The sequence below is a fragment of the Dictyobacter vulcani genome (genome assembly GCF_008974265.1).
Classification (GTDB): domain Bacteria; phylum Chloroflexota; class Ktedonobacteria; order Ktedonobacterales; family Ktedonobacteraceae; genus Dictyobacter; species Dictyobacter vulcani.
Genome location: NZ_BKZW01000001.1, coordinates 1,970,909 through 1,995,435 on the forward strand (window position 1 = coordinate 1,970,909; position 24,527 = coordinate 1,995,435).

Annotated in this window: 24 protein-coding genes and 4 pseudogenes; all 28 read right to left on the reverse strand. The window is 51.9% G+C overall.

Annotated elements, in window-relative coordinates:
• Positions 1 to 55: 55 nt before the first annotated feature.
• On the reverse strand, positions 56 to 583 hold the full coding sequence (gene rplO / locus KDW_RS08250) for a 50S ribosomal protein L15 (protein WP_151755522.1): 528 nt from the start codon (positions 581 to 583) through the stop codon (positions 56 to 58).
• Complete coding sequence (gene rpmD, locus KDW_RS08255) at positions 570 to 764, reverse strand: 50S ribosomal protein L30 (RefSeq protein WP_151755523.1); 195 nt, start codon at positions 762 to 764, stop codon at positions 570 to 572. The genes rplO and rpmD overlap by 14 nt, the downstream gene beginning before the upstream one ends.
• A gap of 215 nt (positions 765 to 979) precedes the next feature.
• Positions 980 to 1,477, reverse strand: a pseudogene (gene rpsE, locus KDW_RS08260) (30S ribosomal protein S5); the annotation flags it as partial.
• 155 nt (positions 1,478 to 1,632) lie between these two features.
• On the reverse strand, positions 1,633 to 2,250 hold the full coding sequence (locus tag KDW_RS36420; RefSeq protein ID WP_198925222.1) for a 50S ribosomal protein L18: 618 nt from the start codon (positions 2,248 to 2,250) through the stop codon (positions 1,633 to 1,635).
• Between the two features lie 315 nt (positions 2,251 to 2,565).
• Positions 2,566 to 3,141, reverse strand: a complete 576-nt coding sequence (gene rplF, locus KDW_RS08275; protein ID WP_151755525.1) for a 50S ribosomal protein L6 — start codon at positions 3,139 to 3,141, stop codon at positions 2,566 to 2,568.
• A 13-nt stretch (positions 3,142 to 3,154) separates the two neighbouring features.
• Entirely contained in the window at positions 3,155 to 3,550 is a 396-nt protein-coding gene (gene rpsH, locus KDW_RS08280) for a 30S ribosomal protein S8 (protein WP_126626671.1), read from the reverse strand.
• A gap of 74 nt (positions 3,551 to 3,624) precedes the next feature.
• Complete coding sequence (locus tag KDW_RS08285; protein WP_126549944.1) at positions 3,625 to 3,810, reverse strand: type Z 30S ribosomal protein S14; 186 nt, start codon at positions 3,808 to 3,810, stop codon at positions 3,625 to 3,627.
• 14 nt (positions 3,811 to 3,824) lie between these two features.
• Positions 3,825 to 4,367 carry a 50S ribosomal protein L5 gene (rplE, locus tag KDW_RS08290; protein ID WP_151755526.1) on the reverse strand — a complete coding sequence of 181 codons (543 nt, stop codon included), beginning with the start codon at positions 4,365 to 4,367 and terminating at the stop codon, positions 3,825 to 3,827.
• Positions 4,368 to 4,372: 5 nt separating this feature from the next.
• A complete protein-coding gene (gene rplX, locus KDW_RS08295; protein ID WP_151755527.1) occupies positions 4,373 to 4,714 on the reverse strand; it encodes a 50S ribosomal protein L24 in 342 nt (113 codons plus the stop codon).
• Positions 4,715 to 4,770: 56 nt separating this feature from the next.
• A pseudogene (rplN, locus tag KDW_RS08300) lies at positions 4,771 to 5,137 on the reverse strand (50S ribosomal protein L14).
• Positions 5,138 to 5,150: 13 nt separating this feature from the next.
• Positions 5,151 to 5,531 carry a 30S ribosomal protein S17 gene (gene rpsQ, locus KDW_RS08305; RefSeq protein WP_151755528.1) on the reverse strand — a complete coding sequence of 127 codons (381 nt, stop codon included), beginning with the start codon at positions 5,529 to 5,531 and terminating at the stop codon, positions 5,151 to 5,153.
• Positions 5,531 to 5,740 carry a 50S ribosomal protein L29 gene (gene rpmC / locus KDW_RS08310; protein ID WP_151755529.1) on the reverse strand — a complete coding sequence of 70 codons (210 nt, stop codon included), beginning with the start codon at positions 5,738 to 5,740 and terminating at the stop codon, positions 5,531 to 5,533. The genes rpsQ and rpmC overlap by 1 nt, the downstream gene beginning before the upstream one ends.
• A pseudogene (rplP, locus tag KDW_RS08315) lies at positions 5,727 to 6,159 on the reverse strand (50S ribosomal protein L16). The gene rpmC and the pseudogene rplP overlap by 14 nt, the downstream one beginning before the upstream one ends.
• A gap of 14 nt (positions 6,160 to 6,173) precedes the next feature.
• Entirely contained in the window at positions 6,174 to 7,208 is a 1,035-nt protein-coding gene (rpsC, locus tag KDW_RS35830; RefSeq protein ID WP_151755530.1) for a 30S ribosomal protein S3, read from the reverse strand.
• Positions 7,209 to 7,231: 23 nt separating this feature from the next.
• Entirely contained in the window at positions 7,232 to 7,582 is a 351-nt protein-coding gene (rplV, locus tag KDW_RS08325; protein ID WP_126626677.1) for a 50S ribosomal protein L22, read from the reverse strand.
• Positions 7,583 to 7,703: 121 nt separating this feature from the next.
• Positions 7,704 to 7,991 (reverse strand): 30S ribosomal protein S19, encoded by a 288-nt coding sequence (gene rpsS, locus KDW_RS08330; RefSeq protein WP_126626678.1) that lies wholly within the window; start codon positions 7,989 to 7,991, stop codon positions 7,704 to 7,706.
• Positions 7,992 to 7,994: 3 nt separating this feature from the next.
• Positions 7,995 to 8,834, reverse strand: coding sequence for a 50S ribosomal protein L2 (rplB, locus tag KDW_RS08335; RefSeq protein ID WP_151755531.1), 840 nt, complete (start codon positions 8,832 to 8,834; stop codon positions 7,995 to 7,997).
• Positions 8,835 to 8,845: 11 nt separating this feature from the next.
• Positions 8,846 to 9,142, reverse strand: coding sequence for a 50S ribosomal protein L23 (rplW, locus tag KDW_RS08340; RefSeq protein ID WP_151755532.1), 297 nt, complete (start codon positions 9,140 to 9,142; stop codon positions 8,846 to 8,848).
• A 17-nt stretch (positions 9,143 to 9,159) separates the two neighbouring features.
• Positions 9,160 to 9,861 carry a 50S ribosomal protein L4 gene (rplD, locus tag KDW_RS08345; protein WP_151755533.1) on the reverse strand — a complete coding sequence of 234 codons (702 nt, stop codon included), beginning with the start codon at positions 9,859 to 9,861 and terminating at the stop codon, positions 9,160 to 9,162.
• A gap of 5 nt (positions 9,862 to 9,866) precedes the next feature.
• Positions 9,867 to 10,676: a 50S ribosomal protein L3 gene (gene rplC, locus KDW_RS08350; protein WP_151755534.1), complete on the reverse strand. Its 810-nt coding sequence runs from the start codon at positions 10,674 to 10,676 to the stop codon at positions 9,867 to 9,869.
• A 53-nt stretch (positions 10,677 to 10,729) separates the two neighbouring features.
• Positions 10,730 to 11,047, reverse strand: coding sequence for a 30S ribosomal protein S10 (rpsJ, locus tag KDW_RS08355; protein ID WP_151755535.1), 318 nt, complete (start codon positions 11,045 to 11,047; stop codon positions 10,730 to 10,732).
• A gap of 85 nt (positions 11,048 to 11,132) precedes the next feature.
• Positions 11,133 to 12,337: pseudogene (tuf, locus tag KDW_RS08360) on the reverse strand (elongation factor Tu).
• Positions 12,338 to 12,650: 313 nt separating this feature from the next.
• A complete protein-coding gene (gene fusA / locus KDW_RS08365; RefSeq protein WP_151755536.1) occupies positions 12,651 to 14,729 on the reverse strand; it encodes an elongation factor G in 2,079 nt (692 codons plus the stop codon).
• A 9-nt stretch (positions 14,730 to 14,738) separates the two neighbouring features.
• Complete coding sequence (rpsG, locus tag KDW_RS08370; protein WP_151755537.1) at positions 14,739 to 15,209, reverse strand: 30S ribosomal protein S7; 471 nt, start codon at positions 15,207 to 15,209, stop codon at positions 14,739 to 14,741.
• Between the two features lie 568 nt (positions 15,210 to 15,777).
• Entirely contained in the window at positions 15,778 to 16,227 is a 450-nt protein-coding gene (gene rpsL / locus KDW_RS08375; RefSeq protein ID WP_126549961.1) for a 30S ribosomal protein S12, read from the reverse strand.
• 94 nt (positions 16,228 to 16,321) lie between these two features.
• The gene (locus tag KDW_RS36425; RefSeq protein ID WP_198925223.1) at positions 16,322 to 18,262 is read right to left on the reverse strand and encodes a DNA-directed RNA polymerase subunit beta'; all 1,941 of its coding nucleotides are present in this window, start codon (positions 18,260 to 18,262) and stop codon (positions 16,322 to 16,324) included.
• Entirely contained in the window at positions 18,216 to 20,645 is a 2,430-nt protein-coding gene (locus KDW_RS36430) for a DNA-directed RNA polymerase subunit beta' (RefSeq protein ID WP_198925224.1), read from the reverse strand. Before KDW_RS36430 ends, KDW_RS36425 begins: the two co-directional genes overlap by 47 nt.
• Before the next feature lie 114 nt (positions 20,646 to 20,759).
• A complete protein-coding gene (rpoB, locus tag KDW_RS08385) occupies positions 20,760 to 24,257 on the reverse strand; it encodes a DNA-directed RNA polymerase subunit beta (RefSeq protein WP_151755538.1) in 3,498 nt (1,165 codons plus the stop codon).
• Between the last annotated feature and the right edge of the window lie 270 nt (positions 24,258 to 24,527).

The following is a 24,527-nucleotide window of genomic DNA, read 5'->3' on the forward strand; positions in this document are numbered from 1 at the left end:
AGATAGAGGCAAGATGCCAGAGAGGATTATAACATCACTCTCTGGCTCTTAACAACTACTGCTCAGCTTCAGCTGTGCCTTTGTTCTCGTCTTTACGACGTTTGGTCTTTTCATAGACCTTAGTTGGGATGATCTCTACGCTACCACCGGCAGCTTCGATCTTGGCCTTCGCGCTTGCAGAAAATTTATGTGCATGCACGGTTAAAGCACGATCGAGCTCACCATCGCCAAGGACCTTGACCAATCCCTTGCCTTGAGCGGCAGTCATCAGACCCTGGGCTGCCAGTTCCTCAGGACGAACCTGAGCACCAGCATCAAACAACTCGAGGTCTACAATGTTAATAATAGTATAGTCATCCCGGAAAACAGAAGTACCATTTCCAAGACCACGTACAAATGGTAAACGCTTGGAGAGACGTGTCTGACCACCATTGAATGAGCGGTTGACATGCCCACCGGAACGTGCCTTTTGTCCTTTGGTACCACGACCAGCGGTTTTACCACGGCCGGAACCGTGTCCACGGCCAACGCGACGGCTAACCTTGGTGGAACCGGGAGCGGGTCGCAAATCAGAGAGTTTCACTGATAATCTCCTCTACTTGAACCAGGTGGCTCACCTTGCGGATCATACCGCGTACTGCGGGCTGATCATTGTGTTCAACAGTATGCTGAAGCTTGCGCAAACCCAGAGCCTGAATCGTTGCTTTCTGATCTTTTGGGTAGCCGATAGAGCTTTTGACCCATTTCACACGTAGCTTTGTCATTTTTAAAACTCCTATCGACGACGATCGCCACCGCGATCGCCACCACCGCGGCGATCACCACCGCGCTCACCGCCACCGCGGCGATCACCACCGCGATCGCGACGGCTGGAAACCGCACGGCTCTCGCGGATCTCTTCCTCACGGGCGGCACGTGCAGCGGCTGCCTGCTCAGCGGCGGCAGCATTAGCAGCGGCAAGCTGCTCAGCACGTTTCTTACCCAAAAGCTCAACAACAGTTTTGCCACGGCGTGCAGCCTCGACGTCAGCGGAGCGCAGCTCGCGCAGACCAGCAATACAAGCCTGAACGGTATTCGCCTTGTTGGTGCTTCCCAGGGTTTTGGTCAGGATGTCACGGACACCAGCTGATTCCATTACCGCGCGAACAGCACCACCAGCGATAACGCCAGTACCAGGGGCGGCTGGCTTCAACAGCACTTCGGATGCGCCGAAATTGCACATAACAGCGAAAGGAATCGTTGTGCCGGTCAGAGGAATTTCTACCAGATGTTTCTTAGCATCCTCTACACCTTTACGAATCGCCTCTGTATATTCACCTGCTTTGCCGAAACCATAACCCACGTGTCCGTTGCGATCACCAACCACAACCAGAGCACGAATGCTAAAGCGACGACCGCCTTTAACCACCTTGGAGACACGGCTCACTTCTACCACTGTCTCTTCAAGGTTCAGTTTTGAAGCATCTATTCTTGCCATTTTTTCTGTCTTACTCCTCTAAATTCATGCGCGTTCTTCTACCGAACTGGATAATTCTCGCCAGACATCACTCGCCATTGTCTGTATGACATTCTTTAGCGTGTGCCTGGCATTGTCCGCTCCGTGCTCACACGCATGAAAGGTTGCCTCGGGGCCTAGAAGTCCAGGCCAACTTCACGAGCGCCTTCAGCCAATGCTGCAACGCGTCCATGATAGGCGTAGCCACCACGATCAAAGACAACCTGGGCAATGCCCTTCTCTTTGGCACGCTGGGCGACAATCTTACCTACTTCGCGTGCAATTGCAACCTTGCGGTTACTGGAGATGCCAGCGAGTTGCTCAACAGGAGACTTCTTTTCTTTTTTGGTAGCGACAGGCTGAGCGTTACGAGGCTGCTTGGCACCTTTACCTTTTTTGGCGGGTGCATCGGTAGCAACTTCGGCTGTCTCAGTTGCAACAGCGGACTGCTCTACTTCGCTTGCCTTTGGTGCGGAGGAAGACTGCTCTGGCTTAAAGTTCTGCAGGCTCTCATCCATGGATGATGCTGCAACCAACGTCTGGCCAATGGAGTCGTCTATAATCTGCGCATAGATATGATGTCCACTGCGGAAGATATTCAAACGTGGACGTGACGAGGTACCCTCGAAGTGGCGTCGTATACGCTGGTGCCGCCGCAGCCGCGCCTTGTTGGCTTCAAATTTCTTAATCATAGTTGCATCGCAAAAGATATACAGGTCGCCCTGGCTAAAATACCAGGAGACTATCCTTTGCAATTCCCCTTTCTTTGGATGCGCGTAATATGAGGGGCGTAAAGGAGCGACGTGGTCGGCACTACGTCTCTCGTGATACATTCTCCCCATTGTCGCGCTTTTGACACATTGCTGGATGATATACTTGCTGGCCGCGGACATGCCGTGGCCTATAGGTATCAAGGGATAGGTCATACATTTGACCCACACCATAGTATCACACTCTGGCTATTGTCGCGAGTTTTACTCAACGACTCCTACACAGAAAGTCGCATCCGCGCACAACCTACCCTAATAGTACTAAGATAGATTGTATCACGGATACGAAGGATTATAACATTACTTTTTCTTGCCGCCGACTTTACCAGCTTTACCAGCTTTACGCCGAATCTTCTCACCTGCATAGCGGATACCTTTACCTTTGTAAGGCTCGGGCTTACGCACGCGGCGGATATCAGCAGCCACTGCACCAACCAGCTGTTTGTCGATACCACTGACACTAATTTTGGTTGCCTTGGTGGCTGCATCTACACCATCAACGGTAAGGGTCACGCCTTCGGGGGCCTGAACCTCAATTGGATGGGAGTAGCCAACCAGGATTACCAGGTTTTTGCCAACTTTGGCGGCACGATAACCAACACCATGGATCTCCAAAGATTTGGTATAGCCTGTGGTCACACCAACCACCATATTGTTGATCAAGGTGCGATACAGACCATGCATTGAGCGATGTTCGCGGTTATCGGAAGGGCGGGATACTGTCAGTTGACCATCCTCAAGCTTCAAATTCAGCTCAGGACTGATCTGCTGGGACAGCTCGCCTTTTGGACCTTTCACGGTCACCAGGTTGCCCTCGGTCCAGTTCAACTGTACCTTTGGTGGGACAACGATTGGAGCACGTCCAATACGAGACATTTGATACCTCCCTCTACCAAACGTAGCAGATGACTTCGCCGCCAAGACCCTGCTTGTAGGCGTTCGAACCGGTCATCAAGCCCTTTGGTGTCGAAAGAATCGCTACACCCAGTCCACCGCGTACGCGAGGAATGTTGGCCTGCTTGGTATAAACACGCAGACCTGGCTTACTCACACGCTTTAACTGTGTTACGACAGGCTTCTTCTCTGCATAACGCAATGTCAGGCGTAGGGTACCCTGTGGATTGTCTTTCAGGATCTCGATGTCCTTAATATAGCCTTCTTCTTTGAGCACGCGCGCAAGACTCAGCTTCATTTTCGATGCTGGGATCAATACGCGAGTATGCCGTGCTGTGGCCGCATTACGAATGCGCGTAAGCATATCCGCAATGGGATCAGTCATATTCATGGATGCTCCTCCATATCATGTAGCAGTCAAAGCTCGCTGGCTTTCTTGCAACATGTCCTTTCATCTTCGCGATTCTACCAGCTCGATTTGGTCACACCGGGCAGCTCACCGCGTAACGCACGCTCGCGGAAGCAGATACGGCAGAGACCGAATTTGCGCATGTATGCACGGGGTCGGCCGCAGACCTGGCAGCGGTTATGCTGCTGCACCTTGAATCGGGGCTTGCGCTGCGACTTCACAATCATTGAAATTTTTGCCATTCCGCCCTCCAGCGTTACTTCTTAAAGGGCATGCCCATCAATGCGAGCAGCCGTCGGCCTTCCTGGTCTGTTGTCGCTGTCGTCACGATGGTGATTTCCATACCGCGCAGCTTGTCAACTTTATCGTAATCGATCTCAGGAAAAACCAGTTGTTCACGCAAGCCCAGTGTATAGTTGCCGCGTCCGTCGAATGCATCCGGGGAAACTCCCTGGAAGTCACGGATACGTGGCAGGGCTACGTTCAATAGTTTGTCAAGGAAGTATTCCATGCGAGCACCGCGCAGGGTCACCATACAACCGATCTGCATGCCTTCACGTAATTTGAAAGCTGCGACCGACTTCTTGGCGCGCGTAATCACAGGGCGCTGCCCTGTGATCGCGGCCAGATCGGCGACGGCAGCATCCATGGCTTTTGCGTTCTGGATGACCTCTCCCATGCCGATATTGACGACAACCTTGTGGATGCCGGGAACCTGCATAGGATTCTTATAGGTGAATTCCTTCTGCAGGGCAGGCACGACTTCCTGGCGATATCGCTCTTTAAATGCTGTTGCCATAATTCTTAACTCCTCGTGTGGTCCGCAATAACCTTATGGCAATGCTTACATACACGCACAGGACGTACCTTCTGGTCGGCCCCAAGAGGTCGACGCTCAATACCCACACGGGTAGCCTTGCCACACTCGGTGCAAAGCAACATGACGTTTGAGACATGCAATGGCATGGCCTTCTCAATCACGCCACCCTGTCGTGTCTGGCCCTGTGGGCGGACATGTTTCTTCACAATGTTCAGGCCTTCAACAATAACCTTGTTGACCTGAGGCAGTGCCCGAGAAACAGTCCCTTCCTTCGTCTTATCCTTGCCAGCCAGAATGACGACTTTGTCGCCCTTCTTAATGTTCATTTTGACAAGGTGCAGAGGCTTTTTATGTTTTAAATGTGTTGCCATCTTCTTCCCCGTTAGAGCACTTCAGGTGCGAGCGAAACGAGTCGCGTAAAGTTCTTTTCACGCAATTCGCGGGCCCGGGCCAAAGATACGCGTGCCACGAGGATTATTACCAGCGGCAATAATCACGGCAGCGTTCTCATCAAAACGAATGTGTGAACCATCGGGGCGTGAATATTCTTTCGATACACGCACCACGACAGCATTAACGACTTCGCCCTTTTTCACCTGTCCATTTGGCGTAGCCTGCTTAACAGAGGCTTTAATAATATCGCCAACTTCGGCATAGCGTTTGGCTGAACCACTCATAACGCGAATGCACATAATTTCTTTTGCGCCGGTGTTGTCGGCGACTTTCAGGCGTGTCTGCGGCTGAATCATCTGTCAATTCTCCCTATTCCGCCGACTCAGCGGACTCGTCCTTCAGGTTAGGATCGACCTCAGCCACTACTTGCTCGACTGGAACAATGCCGGAACCGCGTTTCACGATCTCGACCAGGCGCCAGCGCTTCAATTTACTCAGCGGGCGGCTCTCCTCGATACGAACCAGATCGCCTACCTGACAACTGTTGTTCTCATCATGCGCATGGAAGCGTTTGGTCTGTTTGTACGTACGCTTATAGATGCGATGTTTCTTTAAGGACTCAACGACGACAACAATCGTCTTGTCCGTTTTGTTGCTGACCACACGGCCGACTTTTTGCTGGCGGCGGCTCGTTTTCTGAGCCGCTGCCATAGCCTGTTCGGCTGTGATCGCACTGGATTGCTGTGTCATTATTGCTCATTCTCCAATACGGTTAGGCGATGTAGGAGGCGCGCGATATCTTTACGAGTTTCTGCAAAGACACGGCTATTCTTCACTTCACCACGTTGCTGCTGCAAACGGAGGTTGAACAGTTTCAGGCGCAATTCTTTGATTTCATTCTGCGCCTCACCGGCCGATAATCCTGCAACTTCTTTACGGCGGTCATTAAGCTTCGACACTTTCCGCCTCCCCTCGTGTAATAAAGCGGGTCTTCACGGGCAATTTGTGACCGGCCAGACGCACAGCTTCTTTTGCAATCTCTTCGCTGACGCCGCCGGATTTCAAAAATGATACGGCCAGGTTTTACGACCGCTACCCAGTGATCAACAGCACCCTTACCGCTACCCATGCGGGTCTCAGCAGGTTTTGCGGTGATTGGCTTGTCAGGGAAAACACGGATCCACACTTTACCACCACGCTTCATGAAGCGGGTGAGCGCAATACGTGCGGATTCGATCTGACGAGCCTCCATCCAGCAGGCCTCTAAGGCCTGCAAACCATATTCGCCGAAAGAGATCGTGCTGCCGCGTAAGGCTGTGCCTCTCATGCGTCCACGGTGCTGTCGACGATATTTTGTACGTGATGGTGCCAGTAACATGGCTTAGCTCTCCTCTACTCGCTCTGAGTGGTCCCGCTATCAGGCGTCGGCTTTACGGTCTCGGCAGGAGTCGTGCTCTCGCTGACAGGTGTCTGCTCAGGTCGTGGCTGACGTGGTGGACGCTGTGGTCGGTCGCCTGTTGGGCGTGGACCGCGGTCTCCACCGGGACGTGGACTGCGCTCACCTTGTGGGCGGTCGCCTGCTGGTCTGGGTGGACGCTGTGGTCGGTCCCCTTGAGGACGTGGACCGCGGTCTCCACCACGCGGACGATCTCCTGGTGTACGTGGACCGCGATCTCCCTGTGGGCGATCACTGCGTCCGCGACGCTCACCACCGCGACGATCACCACGATCACGTGATGCATAGTTCTGTTGCGCGGCAGCTTCCACTTGAGCTTCAGCCAGCTCACGGCGTTTGCTAGGCAGAATGTCACCTTTGTAGATCCACACTTTGATGCCGATAACACCAAATGTTGTGTGAGCCTCTGTCTGACCGTAATCGATGTCGGCGCGCAGGGTCTGCAACGGAACACTTCCCTCGACTTCTTTCTCAGTACGAGCGATTTCCGCACCACCCAATCGGCCACCACAGATCACTTTGATTCCTTTAGCATTGGCGCGCATTGATTTCTGCACGGCCTGTTTCATCGCGCGTCGGAATGAAACGCGCTTCTCGAGTTGCTCGGCAATACTACGACCAACGAGGAGAGCATCCAGTTCCGGCTGGCGGATCTCGATGATATCCATGCGCACGCGCTTCTTCTTGGTCTTAGTTTCCAGCAGGTTACGAAGTTTGTCAACTTTTTCGCCACTTTTACCGATTACAATACCAGGTTTCGCTGTATGAACTTTGACCAGCACCTGGTCAGCAGCGGTACGCTCGATCTCAATTTTAGAAACCGAAGCGTTGGCCAGCTCTTTCGTGATGATCTGACGGATTTTGAAATCCTCCGCCAGGATATCTTTATAATCACGCTCGGCATACCAGCGAGATTGCCATCCTCTGACGACGCCGAGTCTGAACCCATTGGGATGCACTTTATGTCCCAAAAGTGTCCTCCTTTTTGTAGTCTCTAACGACCAGCGTCCGCCGGATCATCTGAGACAATCACTGTTACATGACAGAAGCGACGTAAAATACGAGCCGCCCGACCATGTGACCGTGGTTTCACACGTTTAATCCGGAACGAATCATCCGCCACAATATTAAGAATATACAGGTCATCTGGATTGAGATTGTAGTTATTCTCAGCATTTGCCGCGGCCGAAGCCACTACCTTGCTTACTGGTGTCGCACCAGCGTTTGGCAAGAACTGAAGAATAGCCAGAGCCTCATTTACCCGAAGCCCTTTCACCGCGTTCGTAACCAGACGCATCTTGCGCGGCGGAATGCCGACATCTTTTGCAATAGCCCTGACTTGCATCTCTACCTCACAATATACCCCGAGGAAGGGGCACTCTTTGGTCGGCCCCTGGAACAATACATTAGGGTTCCTGCAGTATCCTCGGAGGGCTCACCACTTGCTTGAGCCACTTAACTTACCACTAACGAACGTTGGTGGTTTTTTCGTTTTTGCCGCCAGCATGACCACGATAGTGGCGGGTGGGGGCAAATTCACCTAGTTTATGGCCTACCATGTTTTCACTGATGAAAACCGGTACATGAGTCTTGCCATTGTGGACGCCGATGGTCATCCCTACCATTTCAGGGAAGATCATAGATGCGCGGGACCAGGTTTTGATCACGCGGCGGTCGCCGGTTTTGCGCATAACCAGGACTTTTTTCCTGAGCGACTCATGAATATATGGCCCTTTTTTTCTTGAGCGCGACATATATTACTTCCTCCTCCTGCCTGCATTGCGGCGTCGGACAATGAAGCGATCCGTTCGCTTGTTTCTGCGGGTCTTGAAGCCCATAGCTGGTTTACCCCAGGGTGTCTGTGGCTTACCACCGATAGGTGCGCGACCCTCACCACCACCATGTGGATGGTCTCGTGGGTTCATAACAGATCCACGAACGGTTGGACGGCGACCGAGGTGACGTGCACGTCCGGCCTTACCAAGGCTCTGGTTCTCATGGTCGACATTGCCGACCTGTCCGATGGTGGCCATACACATGATGTGTACCTGGCGCTGCTCACCCGATGGCAAACGCAGAAGAGCATAATTGCCTTCTTTCGCCATCAGCTGGGCACCAACACCAGCACCACGGCAGAGCTGTCCACCACGACCGGGCTCCATCTCGATGTTATGGATCGTTGTACCGGTCGGAATGTTTTTCAGAGGCAAGGCGTTACCAACACGAATGTCGGCTTCCGGACCAGCCTCAATGCGCTCACCAACCTGCAAACCAAGAGGAGCGATAATATAACGTTTCTCGCCGTCCACATAGTGCAATAGAGCAATACGCGCTGTACGATTAGGATCATACTCAATCGCTGCCACGCGGGCAGGAACCCCAAGCTTGTTACGCTTAAAGTCAATGATACGATAGGCACGTTTTGCACCACCGCCATGATGGCGAGTTGTAATCTTACCCTGGTTGTTACGTCCGGCATGCTTTTTCAGCTTTACCGTCAGAGATTTCTCTGGTCGTGACTTGGTGATCTCCTCGAAAGTCGATACCGACATGCCGCGACGTCCAGGAGATGTTGGTCGATACTGTCTAGTTGGCATCTCTCAATCCCCTATGCCTTCAATGCATCGATTGATTCGCCCTCTGCAAGGGTGACAATCGCTTTTTTCCATTCGCGGGCCTCAACAGGTCGAGGAGCAGAACCACGTCGGCGGATCAGCCGAGGTTTGCCAGGCATACGCATGACATTAACCGATACAACTTTTACTTTGAAAAGCTGCTCAACCGCCCGACGGACATCAATTTTGTTGGCAGCCAGTGCCACTTTAAAAGTATACTGGTTTCGCTCTTGCAACTTGACCGATTTCTCAGTCACGATACCCTGGCGCAGTATTTCTGTGATTTCCACAGTCTCTCCTCCTCGCCTTATGCTTCGCTTCCGGCAGTTGTCGAGGCGTCTTCAGCGATCTTTGCGCTCGCTTCTTCCGCACTCAAACCTTCACCGAAAACTAATTCAATCCAGCGCACGGTCTTCACAGGCATTACTACATAATCATGTTTCAGCAACTCCACAACATTAATGGAGGAGACATGCTGCACCTTGGCGTTGGAAATGTTACGTGTGGATAATAACACGTTTTCATCCCGCTGTGGCAATATCATGAGTACTTTTTTACCGTCACTGGCCGGGAACTTGCTTAGAATCGTCAACATATCTTTGGTACGAGGAGTATCCAGGACCAGTTCATTGATGACCATCAAGTTCTCATTAGCTACTTTGTCCGAAAGGACTGAGCGGATCGCCAGGCGACGCATTTTCTTAGGTACATCATGATGATAGATATGTGGTCGAGGACCAAATACAACACCACCGTGACGGAACTGTGGCGAACGGGTGCTACCCTGTCGCGCGCGGCCTGTTCCTTTTTGTCGGTACGGTTTTTTATTACCGCCTCTTACTTCTGCGCGAGTCTTGGTTGAGGCGTTACCCTGTCGGCGATTGACCAGTTGTGCTGTCACAACCTGGTGGAGAACCGCCATATTAGGGGTGACTCCGAACACCTGCTCGCTCAGTTCGAGCTGTTCTACGGCCTCTCCGGCCTGATTATACACTGTAGTCGAGGGCATTTCGGTTACCTCATCACATGCTTTTTAATCATGAGCAAGCCGCCATTGGCACCAGGCACCGAACCTTTGACCACCAGCAGGTTGCGCTCAGGATCAGCCTGTAGTACTTGCAATTTTTTCGCTGTCACGCGCACGTTACCCATTTGTCCAGCCATACGAGTTCCTTTGAGAACTCGACCTGGCGTGGTGCCTGAACCGATGGAGCCTGGAGCGCGGTGCCGGTCTGACTGACCATGAGTCTTGGGGCCGCCGCTAAATCCATGTCGCTTGACACCGCCCTGGAAACCTTTACCTTTGGTGGTTCCCACGATGTCAACTGACTCTCCGTCCCGGAAAAGGCTGACGTCAAAGGCTGCGCCTAACTCAACACCTTCGGTGCCTGTGTCAAGGCCAACTTCGCGCAGAACGCGGAATGGGCCAAGGCTGGGTCCAGGACGACGCTGGCGGTTCGCTTGAACCTTCAACAGCTTCTGGATCTGCTTGCTATTTTTCTTTGTAGCGGTTGCATTCTCTGCTTCCACTGTCTCGGTTGCGCCTTCGGAACGCTGCTCTTGCTGATGTGTCTGCAACGTTTTGCGCTGTGCCTTCAATAATGGCAGGCTGTGTCCGAGATGTCCCAGTTCTGGACGTGTGACGTTTTTGGTGGCCTTCTGTTCAAAACCAAGCTGGACTGCTTCGTAGCCATCACGAGCTACAGTCTTTACCTGGGTAATCACACAAGGGCCAGCCTCGATGATCGTCACTGGAATGGCTGTTCCATTGGGCCCAAATACCTGGGTCATGCCGACCTTCCTGCCCAACAATGCATTCAGCATATTCTTTACCTCTCCTCAACTATAGAGAATTGCATTTGCTTCCGTGGCAATCCCTACAGTTTTACTTCGATATCCACGCCTGCGGGCAGGTTCAAACGTGTCAGGGCTTCAACAGTCTTGTTGGTTGGATCAATGATATCAATCAAACGCTTATGCGTGCGGATCTCGAACTGTTCGCGAGCATCTTTATCAATAAACGGTGACCGCATCACGGTATACTTACCGATTTCTGTTGGCAGTGGCACTGGTCCAGAGACACGTGCACCTGTCTGTTGCGCTGTATCCACGATCTGAATCGCTGACTGATCTAAAATGCGATGATCGTATGCCTTGAGGCGAATGCGGATGCGCTGTTTCACTCCCGTAGCCATTTTTCTCTCCTGATACGGATAGGGTCAGAGGGCGATTTTGCTCACATTGTTTGCTTGAGCTGTGTCCATGACCCTTTTGCGTTGCTTAGTTAATCACCTTTGTGCAGATGCCAGCACCCACGGTACGGCCACCTTCACGAATGGCGAATTTTACGCCTTCTTCCATGGCGACCGGCTGGATGAGCTCCACGGTCATTTCGATGTTGTCACCAGGCATAACCATTTCAACACCCTCTGGCAACTTGATCGAACCAGTTACGTCGGTTGTCCGAACGTAGAACTGTGGGCGATAGCCGTTGAAGAATGGTGTGTGACGGCCGCCCTCTTCTTTGGAGAGGACATAAACCTGGGCCAGGAAGTTTTTGTGTGGCTTGATCGAACCGGGCTTGGCCAATACCTGACCGCGCTCGATATCGGCACGCTCAACACCACGCAGCAGACAACCAACGTTGTCACCAGCCATACCGGAGTCCAGGGTTTTCTGGAACATTTCAACGCCAGTTACAACCACGGAGCGGGTCACGTCCTGAATACCGACGATCTCGATGTTATCGCCAACTTTGACGATACCACGCTCGATACGACCGGTAGCGACAGTACCACGACCTTTAATGCCGAAGACATCTTCAACAGGCATCAAGAATGGCTGATCGGTAGCACGTGGGGGGTGGGGATGTATTCGTCAACCTGATCCATCAGCTCCCAGATGCATTTGGCAGCTGGATCGTTGCGGGACATGTCGCCTTTACCCTCAAGAACACCAAGGGCTGAACCACGGACGACTGGGACGTCATCGCCAGGGAACTGGTATTTGGAGAGAAGTTCGCGAACTTCCAGCTCAACCAGCTCTAGCAGCTCTTCGTCTTCCATCATGTCAACTTTGTTCAAGAAGACAACCATGGCTGGCACTTCTACCTGACGGGCAAGCAGTACGTGCTCACGGGTCTGAGGCATAGGACCATCAGGAGCACTTACAACGAGGATAGCACCGTCCATCTGAGCAGCACCGGTAATCATGTTCTTAATGTAGTCAGCGTGACCTGGGCAGTCAACGTGCGCGTAGTGGCGCTTCTCAGTCTCGTACTCCAGGTGGGCGATTGAGATGGTGATACCACGCTCGCGCTCTTCAGGAGCTTTGTCGATCTGGTCGAATGCTGTATATTTGGCAAGCTGAGCAGCAGACAATACTTTTGTGATTGCTGCAGTCAGGGTAGTCTTGCCATGGTCAATGTGTCCAATGGTTCCAATGTTCACATGCGGCTTTGTCCGCTCGAACTTTTTCTTCGCCATGTCAATTCCTCTTACTTTTTTTTCATCCTGCGAACACGCAGGACACATCTTTTAAGATACTTTCACCCGGTAGGCCTGTTCCCTGAATTCGGCACCGAGCCAGTAAAGTACTTTAATGAATGCTTACTTTATCTCGTACTTCTTCACATTCAGATAGCATACAGCACAAACCACAGAGTGGCGTTTTCTGAATGCATTCAGAAGTTTTTTGTGGACAGGAGGTCGTGGGGGGGAAAATATCATCCCCAGGTTTCCCTATCTCAAGCTGAGGGGATGCCTGTGTGCAGGCATCCCCCGCGATCTTTTTTACCGCTTATCGCGATGTACGCTTGGCGATAATCTCTTCTGACAGGTTCTTTGGCACTGGATCATAGTGCGAGAACTCCATCGTGTAGGCCGCACGTCCGCTGGTCATAGAACGAAGCTCGTTCACGTAGCCGAACATTTCGGAAAGAGGTACATGACCCCGCACCACACTCGTCGCCCCACGGGATTCCATTCCTTGTATGATACCACGCCGACGGTTAAGATCGCCAATGACATCACCGTAGAATTCTTCGGAAGTTGTGACTTCGACTTTCATCATCGGCTCAAGGATGATTGCGCCAGCCTTGGCAACTGCGTTTTTGATACCAATCGAACCAGCAGTTTTAAAGGCCATTTCACTTGAGTCTACATCGTGGAATGAACCATCGTACAGTGTGACTTTGACGTCGATCATCGGGAAGCCAGCAACAATACCGTTTTCCAATGTCTCTCTGACACCATTTTCAACCGGTTTGATGTATTCACGAGGAATAACACCACCGACGATGCCATTGACGAACTCAAAGCCTTTACCTGTCTCGTTTGGCTCAACCCGCAGCCACACATCACCGTACTGTCCATGTCCACCAGTCTGACGGATATGCTTACCTTGTGCCTGTGCTTTCTGCGTGATGGTCTCACGATAGGCTACCTGCGGACGACCAACATTTGCCTCTACTTTGAATTCGCGGAAGAGACGGTCTGTCAATACGTCCAGGTGCAACTCACCCATACCGGCAATAATGGTCTGACCACTCTCTTCGTCCGTATGGACGCGGAAGGTCGGATCTTCTTCTGCCAGCTTACCAAGAGCAACGCCCATCTTTTCCTGGTCGCTACGAGTCTTTGGCTCTACCGCCAACTCGATGACCGGCTCTGGGAACTGAATCGACTCCAGGATGATCGGCTGCTGTGGATCGGAGAGCGTATCACCGGTGAAGGTGTTACGAAGACCAACCGCGGCACAGATATCACCAGCGCGAATCTCATCGATATCTTCGCGATGATTAGCGTGCATTCGCAGCAAACGACCAATGCGCTCGGTTTTACCCTTGGTAGAGTTTTCCATCGAGCCACCTTTAGTCATTGTACCAGAATAGACACGCAGATAGGAAAGTCTACCGACAAATGGGTCAGAGACAATCTTAAACACCAGGGCACTAAATGGTGCCTCGTCTGAAACTTCGCGGGTAATCGTTTCTTCGGTATCAGGGTTAAGACCCGTTGGAAGATCGATATCCAATGGAGAGGGCAAGAAAGCGACCACTGCATCAAGCATAGCTTGAACGCCCTTGTTTTTCAAGGAACTACCACACAGTACTGGCACGATTTTGTTCGCGATGGTGGCTTTGCGCAGGGCTGCAATCAGCTCTTCTTTGGAGATCTCTTCTCCCTCAAGATATTTCAGGGTCAGCTCTTCGTCACTCTCAGCGATGCGCTCAATGAGCGTTTCGCGATGCTGCTCGTAGGAGGCCTGAAGATCCTCAGGAATTTCAACGTGTTTCGACGTTGTACCCAGGTCATCTGTGTAAACAATGGCCTTCTGCTCCAAAAGGTCGATATACCCTTTGAAGTCGGACTCCATACCAATAGGGAGCTGGATAGGAAGTGCATGCTTAGTTAAGCGATCCCCGATCATGTCCACACAGCGCCAGAAATCAGCACCAGTGCGATCGAGCTTGTTCACAAAGCACATCCGTGGGACGTCGTATTTGTCAGCCTGACGCCATACAGTCTCAGACTGTGGCTCTACGCCAGCAACACCGTCGAAGACTACCACGCCACCGTCGAGAACGCGCAATGAGCGCTCGACTTCAGCGGTAAAGTCTACGTGTCCCGGAGTATCAATGATATTGATACGGTGGTCCTGCCAGAAGCAGGTGGTAGCAGCCGAGGTAATCGTGATGCCACGCTCTTGCTCCTGCGCCATCCAGTCCATCGTTGCAGCCCCTTCATGCACCTCACCAATACGGTGAATCTTCTTGGTGTAGAACAGGATACGCTCGGTGGTGGTCGTTTTACCAGCGTCAATATGAGCGATGATACCAATATTTCGTGTTTTCGCGAGTGGATATTCTCTTGCCATGATGTGTTTTTACCAGCGATAATGAGCGAAGGCTTTGTTGGACTCCGCCATCTTGTGGGTCTCCTCACGTTTCTTAATGGTTGCGCCTTGACCCGCTGCTGCATCCATTAACTCGCTAGCCAATTTCTCTGACATCGAGCGACCGTTGCGTGAACGGGACGCTTTGATAAGCCAGCGCATTGCTAACGCATTGCCGCGGTCTTTCCGTACATCAACCGGCACCTGATAGGTCGAGCCACCAACACGACGAGGTTTAACCTCAATGCTGGGGGTGGCATTTCTCAAAGCCTGCTCGAATACCTCGATGGGAGGACGTTTCTGCTTGGCTTCAATAGCTTCGAACGCATCATAGATAATGCGCTCAGAAAGACTGCGTTTGCCATCGATCATCATTTTGTTTACGAAGCGGGCTACATTTCGGCTCTTGTACTTGGCATCTGGTACATCCGGCCTGCGCACCACTCTCTTACGTCTTGGCATGTTCTGCCTCCTCAGTGTCTCATTCGGATCTGCTTGCTTCTGTCAATCATACCCCCACCGCAGGGGCGGGACCTTTAGATCTCTGGTTTTTGCGTTCCCCTCAGGTTCTGGTGGAAGTCTTCTTGCACATCAAACATTCTGATCAATCATAACTGGCTGATGTGTGATAAGCGTCCATCCCCGTGTGAGATACCTGGCGGACACCAGAAAAGGCGTCGATTAGATCACAGGCTTGCGCCCAGACCTTCTTCGAACGCCTACACGCGGGTGCCTTTCCACATCTTCGATAGTTACTATCTCTTCGCTCTGCCGTCGTTATTCTCGTCAACAGATCGAATTGACTAAACCAGGAGAACACCCGACAATTATCGCGTGATGACGGGTACCATACCGTGTTTCTGGCTGTGTACCCATCTACGATAACGTGTGATTTACCGACTTGGTGCAGTATCCTTTTTCCCGTTGTTATAGCTTCAAACAGTGTTACGTCTTGACTATCATTTCGGGCCTTGGCGGAAGGACGACATGCGGTTATTCCTCACCATCCTCCGCAATTACCTACTGCGCTCTACTTCTTACCCTTTGTTGGAGCTGCTGCCTGTCCGGGTTTCGGACGCTTGGCCCCATACTTGGAGCGACCACGACGGCGCTTTGATACGCCTTCGCTGTCCAAGGTGCCGCGTACGATGTGGTAGCGGACACTTGGCAGGTCTTTTACACGACCGCCACGAATGAGCACTACTGAGTGCTCCTGTAAATTATGCCCTTCACCAGGAATGTATGCGGTAACTTCCATCTGGTTTGAAAGACGAACACGGGCAATTTTACGCATTGCTGAATTCGGCTTTTTAGGCGTCATTGTACGTACCTGGGTGCAGACGCCACGCTTCTGGGGCGACCCACGCAGGCGGGAGGTCCTGTTCTTCAGCGCGTTGTACGAATACAACAACGCGGGGGCCTTCACCTTTTTCTGCTTGTTGGAACGGCCCTTTCGGACCAATTGATTAATTGTCGGCAAGGAACAATCCTCCCTGTCCTCGTTGTTCTAAGTTCACGCGGATAGGGCTACTATCCGCGTTATCTCTATCATACATATGCGATTGCATATACTATCACTGATTGTCCTCGGTGTCAAGTGTCAGCCCAAGTGGGGCACTCGCCCCGACCGGAGTACCGGCAATGGCACCTGCAACTACGGGCGCTGCTGCTGCTACCCGCGCTGCTGCTGCTTGTTGGCGAGCTATTTGATCGCGACGGCGCTGGGCAATACCAGAACCAGCCGGGATCAGCTTACCGATGATGACATTCTCTTTCAAACCGATCAGGTGGTCTGTCTGGGCTTCGATCGCGGCTTCGGTCAGCACACGTGTCGTCTCCTGGAAGGAGGCGGCCGCCAGGAAGCTGTCTGTATTCAGGGATGCTTTGGTGACGCCAAGCAGAACTGTTGAGGCTTTGGCGGGCTCTCCACCTTCGGCCAGAACATGTGCATTGGTGTCTGCATACAAGAATCGATCAACCAGATCGTTTGGAAGCATGTCGGTGTCACCAGGCTCATCGACTTTAATACGACGCAGCATTTGTCGCACGATGACCTCGATGTGTTTATCGTGGATGTACACACCAGTGTTACGGTAAACGCGCTGGACTTCTTTAGTCAAGTACAGCTGGACCGCCTCACGTCCCTGGATGCGCAGGACATCCTGTGGGTCTCGCTGACCAGAGGTCATCGGGGTACCCGCTTGAATCTTCTGACCATCCGTGACGACGATGCTACGCGACGCTGCCACTGGATAGTTGCGCTCTTCACGCTCTTCAAAACGAATTGAGATGCCGTCTTCGTTCAGGATGACTTCACCATCGGTACGTGCCATGATCGGCATTGGCTCACTGCCTTTGTCACCGGCAATGAGGGCAATGATCTGATCTTTCTGTACGCGATCGTGTTCATTGACAACAATCTTGGCTTCAACATCCTTTGGCATTGGATATTCGTCAAAGAAGATGCTGGTTGAAACAACTCTGACGGTACGAACGTTGGTTGACTCATCTTTGATGATTTCAACCACACCATCAATTTCGCTGATATCTGCTTTATCCTTCGGAACACGGGCCTCAAAGAGTTCTTCAACACGTGGGAGACCCTGGGTGATGTCACCTTGCGCTCCTGCAATACCTCCAGTGTGGAAGGTACGCATGGTGAGCTGCGTTCCTGGCTCACCAATGGACTGGGCAGCCACAATACCAACAGCGGCTCCAATACGCGCCAGAGCGTTCGCTGCGAGGTCTCGGCCATAACACTTGCGGCAGATACCACGACGAGCAAGACAGTTCAGGGCTGAGCGGACACGTACAGCTTTGATGCCGGCCGAGACGATCTCGTTGACATCTTCATCCGTGAGCTCTTCCCCTGGCTCCAGATGTGGCAGCTCGGGTATCTCTTCTGCCAGCACACGCCCCAACAGACGGCCACGGGAATTCTCCAGTGCCATGTCTTTTGAGTCGTATTCGGTGATCAGAATACCTTCGGTTGTACCACAATCTTCTTCGGTGACAATAACATCCTGCGCGACGTCGATCAAACGACGGGTCAGGTAGCCAGATTCCGCCGTTCGCAGGGCGGTATCGGCCAGACCTTTCCGAGCTCCGTGGGTACTGATAAAGTACTCCAACACGCTCAGGCCTTCACGGAAGTTACCACGTACAGGAATGTCCATGATACGTCCAGAAGGACTGGCCATCAGTCCACGCATACCTGAGAGCTGTCGAATCTGCTGGAACTTCGCTTTCGTTGCACCAGATTCAGCAATGGTATAAATGGAACCAAATGGATCGAGGACTGAACGCACCATTTTCTGGACGTTGTCAGTCGCTTCGTTCCAGACTGAGATTGTCTGCTGGTATTTTTCGTTCTCGGTGATCAGACCATCGTGGAACTGTTCTTCCAGCTCGGCAATCTTGGCATCGGCTTTGGCTAGCTCTTCGGTTTTTCCGCTTGGAACTTTGACGTCACTGATAGCAAAGGTCGCACCGGCTTTGGTCGCAGTAGAAACCAAGGCGCTTGATTTCGTCGGCCAGGTCGGTGGTTTTGGAACGTCCGTATTCTTTGAAGCATTCACCGATAACCTGTTTCAAGTTTTCCTTCTTCATGACGTAGTTCTTGAAACGCAGCCGCTCTGGCAGGGCCTCATTGAAAATGAGACGGCCAACGGTGGTGGTTACAGGCTTGTTCATCGAATGCAGGGTGACCTTTTCAGGGGGCGGCTGATCGTAGACGTCGATCTCACCCATACGGACTTTGATCGGAGCCTGTAGATCGATGACACCATGTTGAAAGGCCAGTAGTGCTTCGCCGATGTCGGTGAAGACACGACCTTCGCCCTTTTTGTTGGGACGCTCTTGTGTCAGATAGAAACAACCCAACACCATATCCTGGCTGGCGCCGATCGATGGTTCACCATGCGCTGGTGAGAGCAGGTTACGGGTTGACATCATAAACTGACGGGCTTCGTCCTGCGCTTTTTCGGACAAGGGGACGTGCACAGCCATCTGGTCACCGTCGAAGTCGGCGTTAAAGGCCGAACAGACGAGCGGATGCAATTGAATGGCACTACCTTCGACCAGCACAGCTTCAAAGGCTTGAATACCAAGTCTGTGCAGCGTGGGGGCGCGGTTCAGGAGCACTGGATGGTCCTTAATGACTTCTTCCAATACATCCCAGACTTCCGGCTTGACACGCTCGACAAAACGTTTGGCACTCTTGATGTTGTGAGCGAAGTTTTGCTCAACCAGTTTACGCATCACGAATGGCTTGAAGAGTTCCAATGCCATACGCTTAGGCAGACCACACTGATGCAATTTCAGGTCAGGTCCAACCACGATAACTGAACGGCCAGAGTAGTCTACACGTTTACCGAGCAGGTTCTGGCGGAAACGTCCCTGCTTACCTTTGAGCATGTCGGAGAGGCTCTTCAACTTGTGGTTACCAGAGCCGGCTACGGCACGTCCACGGCGACCATTATCGATCAGCGCATCACAGGCTTCCTGTAACATACGCTTTTCGTTGCGGATAATGATCTCTGGAGCACCCAGCTCCAGCAAGCGTTTGAGACGATTATTGCGGTTGATCACACGACGATACAGATCGTTCAAGTCCGAGGTCGCGAAACGACCACCATCCAGCTGGACCATTGGACGCAAGTCCGGTGGTAGCACTGGAAGCACGGTCATAATCATCCACTCGGGCGAGGTATGCGACTTGCGGAATGCCTCGACCACTTTCAGACGTTTGGTGGCTTTTTTACGGCGCTGTCCGACGGTGTTGCCGATCTCGTGGCGCAGGTCGTTGGAGAGTTTTTCCAGGTCGATGCCTGCGATTAACTCACGTACGGCCTCAGCACCCATGCCTGCACGGAAGACATCGCTGAAGTTATCTTTTAACTCGCGATAGCGATTCTCCTGCAACAGGTCCATCTTCTTGAGGCCTTCCAGGTCACGGCGTTGCTGCTCGATACGCTGGCGGGACTCATTGCGCTCGCGCTCAAGTTGAGACTGCACGGAATCGATCTGACCCTGGTAATCAAACGAGACTCGGTCGGCCTCGCGTTTACTTTCTGATTGGGCCCCCTCAAGTTCACGGCGTGCTTCCTCAGCAATCGAGTTGCGGGCGACTTCAGAGACGCGCTCTAACACGTCCAGGTGCTTGGATGTGACAGTATCGCCTTTCTTGACGATGATCTGGTCGCTTGGTGCGAAGAAGATATCATCTTCGATCGTCGTCCCCATAGCTTCGCGCAAGACGGTTAAGGTCTCACTTTCAGCTCGGCGGGCTTCTTCCAGACCAGTCTCACGGCGCTGCTCCACTTCCTGACGATCGAAACGCTGATCGTTGTCCTGCAAGGCAGCATCACGCTGGCTACGCAAGTCATTGACGCGCTCAACAACTTTCTCATCAAGATTCTGTTCCAGCCCGACCATCTCTTCGTCCAGGCGCATCAACTCACGTTGGCGAGCCTCTTCATCCACATTAGTAACCACATAGAGAGCGAAGTACAGGACACGCTCAAGGTTACGTGGCGAAAGGTCCAGCAGCAGACCAATACGGCTAGGAGTACCTTTGAAGTACCAGATATGGCTTACAGGTGACGCCAGTTCGATATGTCCCATGCGCTCACGACGCACTTTCGAACGAGCAACTTCGACACCGCACTTATCACAGACGATGCCTTTAAAACGCACTCTTTTATATTTACCGCAGTAACACTCCCAGTCCTTGGTTGGTCCAAAAATGCGCTCACAGAATAGACCGTCTTTTTCTGGCTTGAGGGTACGGTAGTTAATTGTCTCCGGTTTCGTGACCTCTCCATAGCTCCAGCCGCGAATTTGCTCTGGACTGGCGAGGCTGATACGGATAGCGTTAAAATCATTTACTTCGAGCATGCTACCTCTCCTGGGATAGGGGCTAGCGACAAGCAATATTGCCTGCCGCTTCGCAGTCTTTTTTCATACAAAATCTTTTGCTTTCAACAAAAATCTTTGTCGATTGCCCCTATGCTATTGGTCTCCCTCGAAACCGGATAGATTAATACCCAGTTCCGGCATTACATCGTTAGAGGTGTCCTCGACGAATTGGATCTTTTGCTCGTCTTCGTTCAGGACCTCTACATTAATGCCCAGGCTTTGCAATTCTTTTACGAGCACTTTGAAGGATTCTGGAACGCCTGGTTCCATGATGTTTTCGCCCTTAACAATGGCTTCGTATGTTTTGACACGACCTACAACGTCGTCCGATTTGACGGTCAGGATTTCCTGGAGGATGTGGGCTGCGCCATAGGCTTCGAGAGCCCAGACTTCCATTTCTCCGAAACGCTGGCCACCGAATTGGGCTTTACCACCCAGCGGCTGCTGTGTAATCAAGCTGTATGGGCCGGTTGAACGGGCGTGCACTTTGTCTTCTACCAGGTGGGCCAGTTTCAACATGTAGTTGTAACCGACGGTAATTGGATGGTCAAATGGCTCACCAGTTCGGCCATCATACAATTGCACTTTACCGGTTTCAGGCAAGCCTGCACGGCGCAAGAATTCTTCGATGTCTTCCTCGGTCGCACCGTCGAAAACGGGGGTGGCTATTTTAAAGCCTAGCGCTTCGGCAGCCCAGCCAAGGTGGGTTTCCATGATCTGACCGATATTCATACGGTGAGGTACGCCCAGAGGATTTAAGATGATGTCTACTGGTGTACCGTCGGGCAAGAATGGCATATCCTCGATCGGCAGTACGCGGGAGATAACACCTTTATTTCCGTGGCGTCCGGCCATTTTGTCGCCGGCACCAATTTTACGTTTCTGTGCAATGCTGACACGTACCAGCTGGTTGACCCCTGGAGGCAGTTCGTCGCCGGCTTCACGTGCGAAGACTTTGACTTCGACGATCTTACCGCGCTCACCATGGGGAACACGCAGTGAGGTGTCTTTAACTTCACGGGCCTTTTCACCAAAGATGGCGCGCAACAGTTTCTCTTCCGCGGTCAGTTCGGTCTCGCCCTTTGGCGTGATTTTACCAACCAGGATGTCCTGTGGGCCAACCTCGGCACCAACATAGATAATGCCACGCTCATCCAGGTTACGCAGGCCTTCTTCACCAACGTTTGGAATATCGCGAGTAATCTCTTCGGGTCCCAGTTTGGTGTCGCGGGCGTCGATCTCATATTTCTCAATATGGATTGAGGTGAACAGATCCTCATGGACAATACGTTCACTGATCAGGATGGCGTCTTCGAAGTTACCACCTTCCCAGCTCATAAAGGCCACCAGAATGTTCTGCCCTAATGCCAACTCTCCGTCCTGGGTTGAGGTATTGTCAGCCAGGACCTGGCCAGCCACAACATAATCGCCTTTTTTGACGATCGGACGCTGGTTGAGACAGGTGCCGGCGTTTGAACGTACGAACTTACGCAGGCGATGGCTGTAGATCTCACCTTGCTCGTCCATAACTTCGATGCGACGCGCGGTTGAGGAGATCACTTCACCGGTTCCACGGCTCACCACAACCTGGCCGGAGTCGACCGCGATCTGACGCTCGATACCAGTACCGCAGATTGGTGATTGTGGCCGCAACAACGGCACTGCCTGACGCTGCATGTTTGCACCCATCAGAGCTCGGTTGACGTCATCGTGCTCCAGGAAGGGGATCAGTGCGGTTGCAACTGAAACTGTCTGGCGCGGTGAAACGTCCATATAATCAATATTGTCAGAGTTCTCCATAAAGAACTCACCCTGGTAACGTGCCAGGACGCGATCTTCTTCAAACTCATTGATATCGCTCAGGATCGCGTTTGCCTGCGCAATCCAGAAGTTCTCTTCGTCATCGGCCGTATGGTAATCAACCATGTCGGTAACAAAGGGCTTTACGCGTACCTGTGCATCGCCCAGAATGGCCGATAGTTTGTTGAATAATTTTTCATCAATACGCACCTGCTCACGGGCCGGGATCAGAACGGTCCCATCTGTATCCGTGACGGCGTCGCGCTCATGTCCGAAGACACCACGGAACTCGCGTCCAATCAGGTTGCGGTCATTGGCTTTGAGACGCTTGTAAACCTTACGGTACGGAGTCTCGATAAAACCATATGGATTAATCTGCGCATAGGTTGCCAGGTTACCGATCAGACCAATGTTCGGACCTTCAGGAGTCTCAATTGGACAGATACGTCCGTAGTGCGACTCGTGGACGTCACGGACATCAAATCCGGCTCGGTCACGCGAAAGTCCACCAGGACCCAGCGCGGAGAGACGACGCTTGTGGCCAATTTCGGCCAGGGCGTTTGTCTGGTCCATAAACTGGGAGAGCTGGCTACCACCAAAGAATTCTTTCATCGCCGCCACAACCGGACGGATGTTGATGAGGGCATTCGGGGTGGCCTGCCCAGGCTCCTGAATACTCATGCGCTCTTTGACGACACGCTCCATACGCAACAAACCAACGCGGAACTGTGTCTGAATCAGTTCACCGACACAGCGTACACGGCGGTTACCCAGATGGTCGATATCATCTTTACGGCCACGCCCATTGTTTAAGGACACTAACCGGCGAATGATGTTGACCAGATCGTCTTGCGTAATAATACGCTGACTCTGGGGAATAACCAGGTCTAATTTGCGATTGAGTTTGTAACGACCGACGCTACCCAGATCATAACGACGTGGATTAAAAAAGAGGTTCTTTACTAATGAACGTGCATTATCCAGGGTCGCAGGATCACCAGGTCGCAACTTTTTATACAGTTCGAGCAGGGCCTCGTCTTCTTTTTTCACCGGATCACGGTCCAGCGTCGCCTGAATGTAGCGAATAACTGGATCATTGTCGACCCCGGCGAAGGCGTCTAAGATGCCCTGGTCGGTTGAAAGATCTAGATCTTCAGCATGCCACTGATCTTTTGCCAGGCTAGAGATAGCTCGCAACAGGGTGGTGACTGGAATTTTACGTTTACGGTCAATTTTAACGGTCAGCAGGTTTTTGTTGCTGGTCTCAAACTCCAACCAGGCACCGCGACCGGGAATCAACTTGGCTGCGTAGAGCTTTTTACCGGTGGTGGCATCCTCGTCTACGGTAAAGTAGACACCAGGAGAACGCACCAATTGGCTGACTACTACACGTTCAGCACCATTGATGATGAAAGTACCATCTGTTGTCATTAATGGAAAATCACCCATGAAAACATCTTTTTCGATGATTTCACCGGTTTCTTTATTAATCAAGCGAGCTTTCACATTCAGGGGAGCTGAAAACGTGGCATCACGGTCACGGCATTCATCCTCTGAATATTTTGGCTTGCCAAATGGTTCAGGTGGTACAATAAATTCTAAACTCAGGTTTTTACCAGTAAAGTCTTCAATCGGAGAAATTTCTTCGAAAAGCTCTCGTAAACCTTCGTTCTTAAACCATTCAAAGGAGTCAAGTTGAATCTGAATCAGGCCAGGCATAGGCCGTATGTCTGGGATACGTGCAAAGGATACGCGCTCGGGAAGCGCAACGGCCCTTGTGCTTACTGCCATACTTGGTATTCTCCTCTCACCTAGTCGCCCATAGAGGAAATTGAGAGACACGAAAATTCGCACCTCTCAGTGCAACGGAAAACGGAAAAAAACAGATAAATGCTTTATGATAATGCCTGTGTTGTGAAACGGTTTATGACAAGAAAAGTAACCGCTTTCGTTTATGGTAAGCGGTTACTCCTATTTCTCTAGACATACGGATAGTCCGCAAATTGTTGTCAATCATCCACACAACTATCCCCTCCAGTGGAGATAAACAAGCTTAGCCGC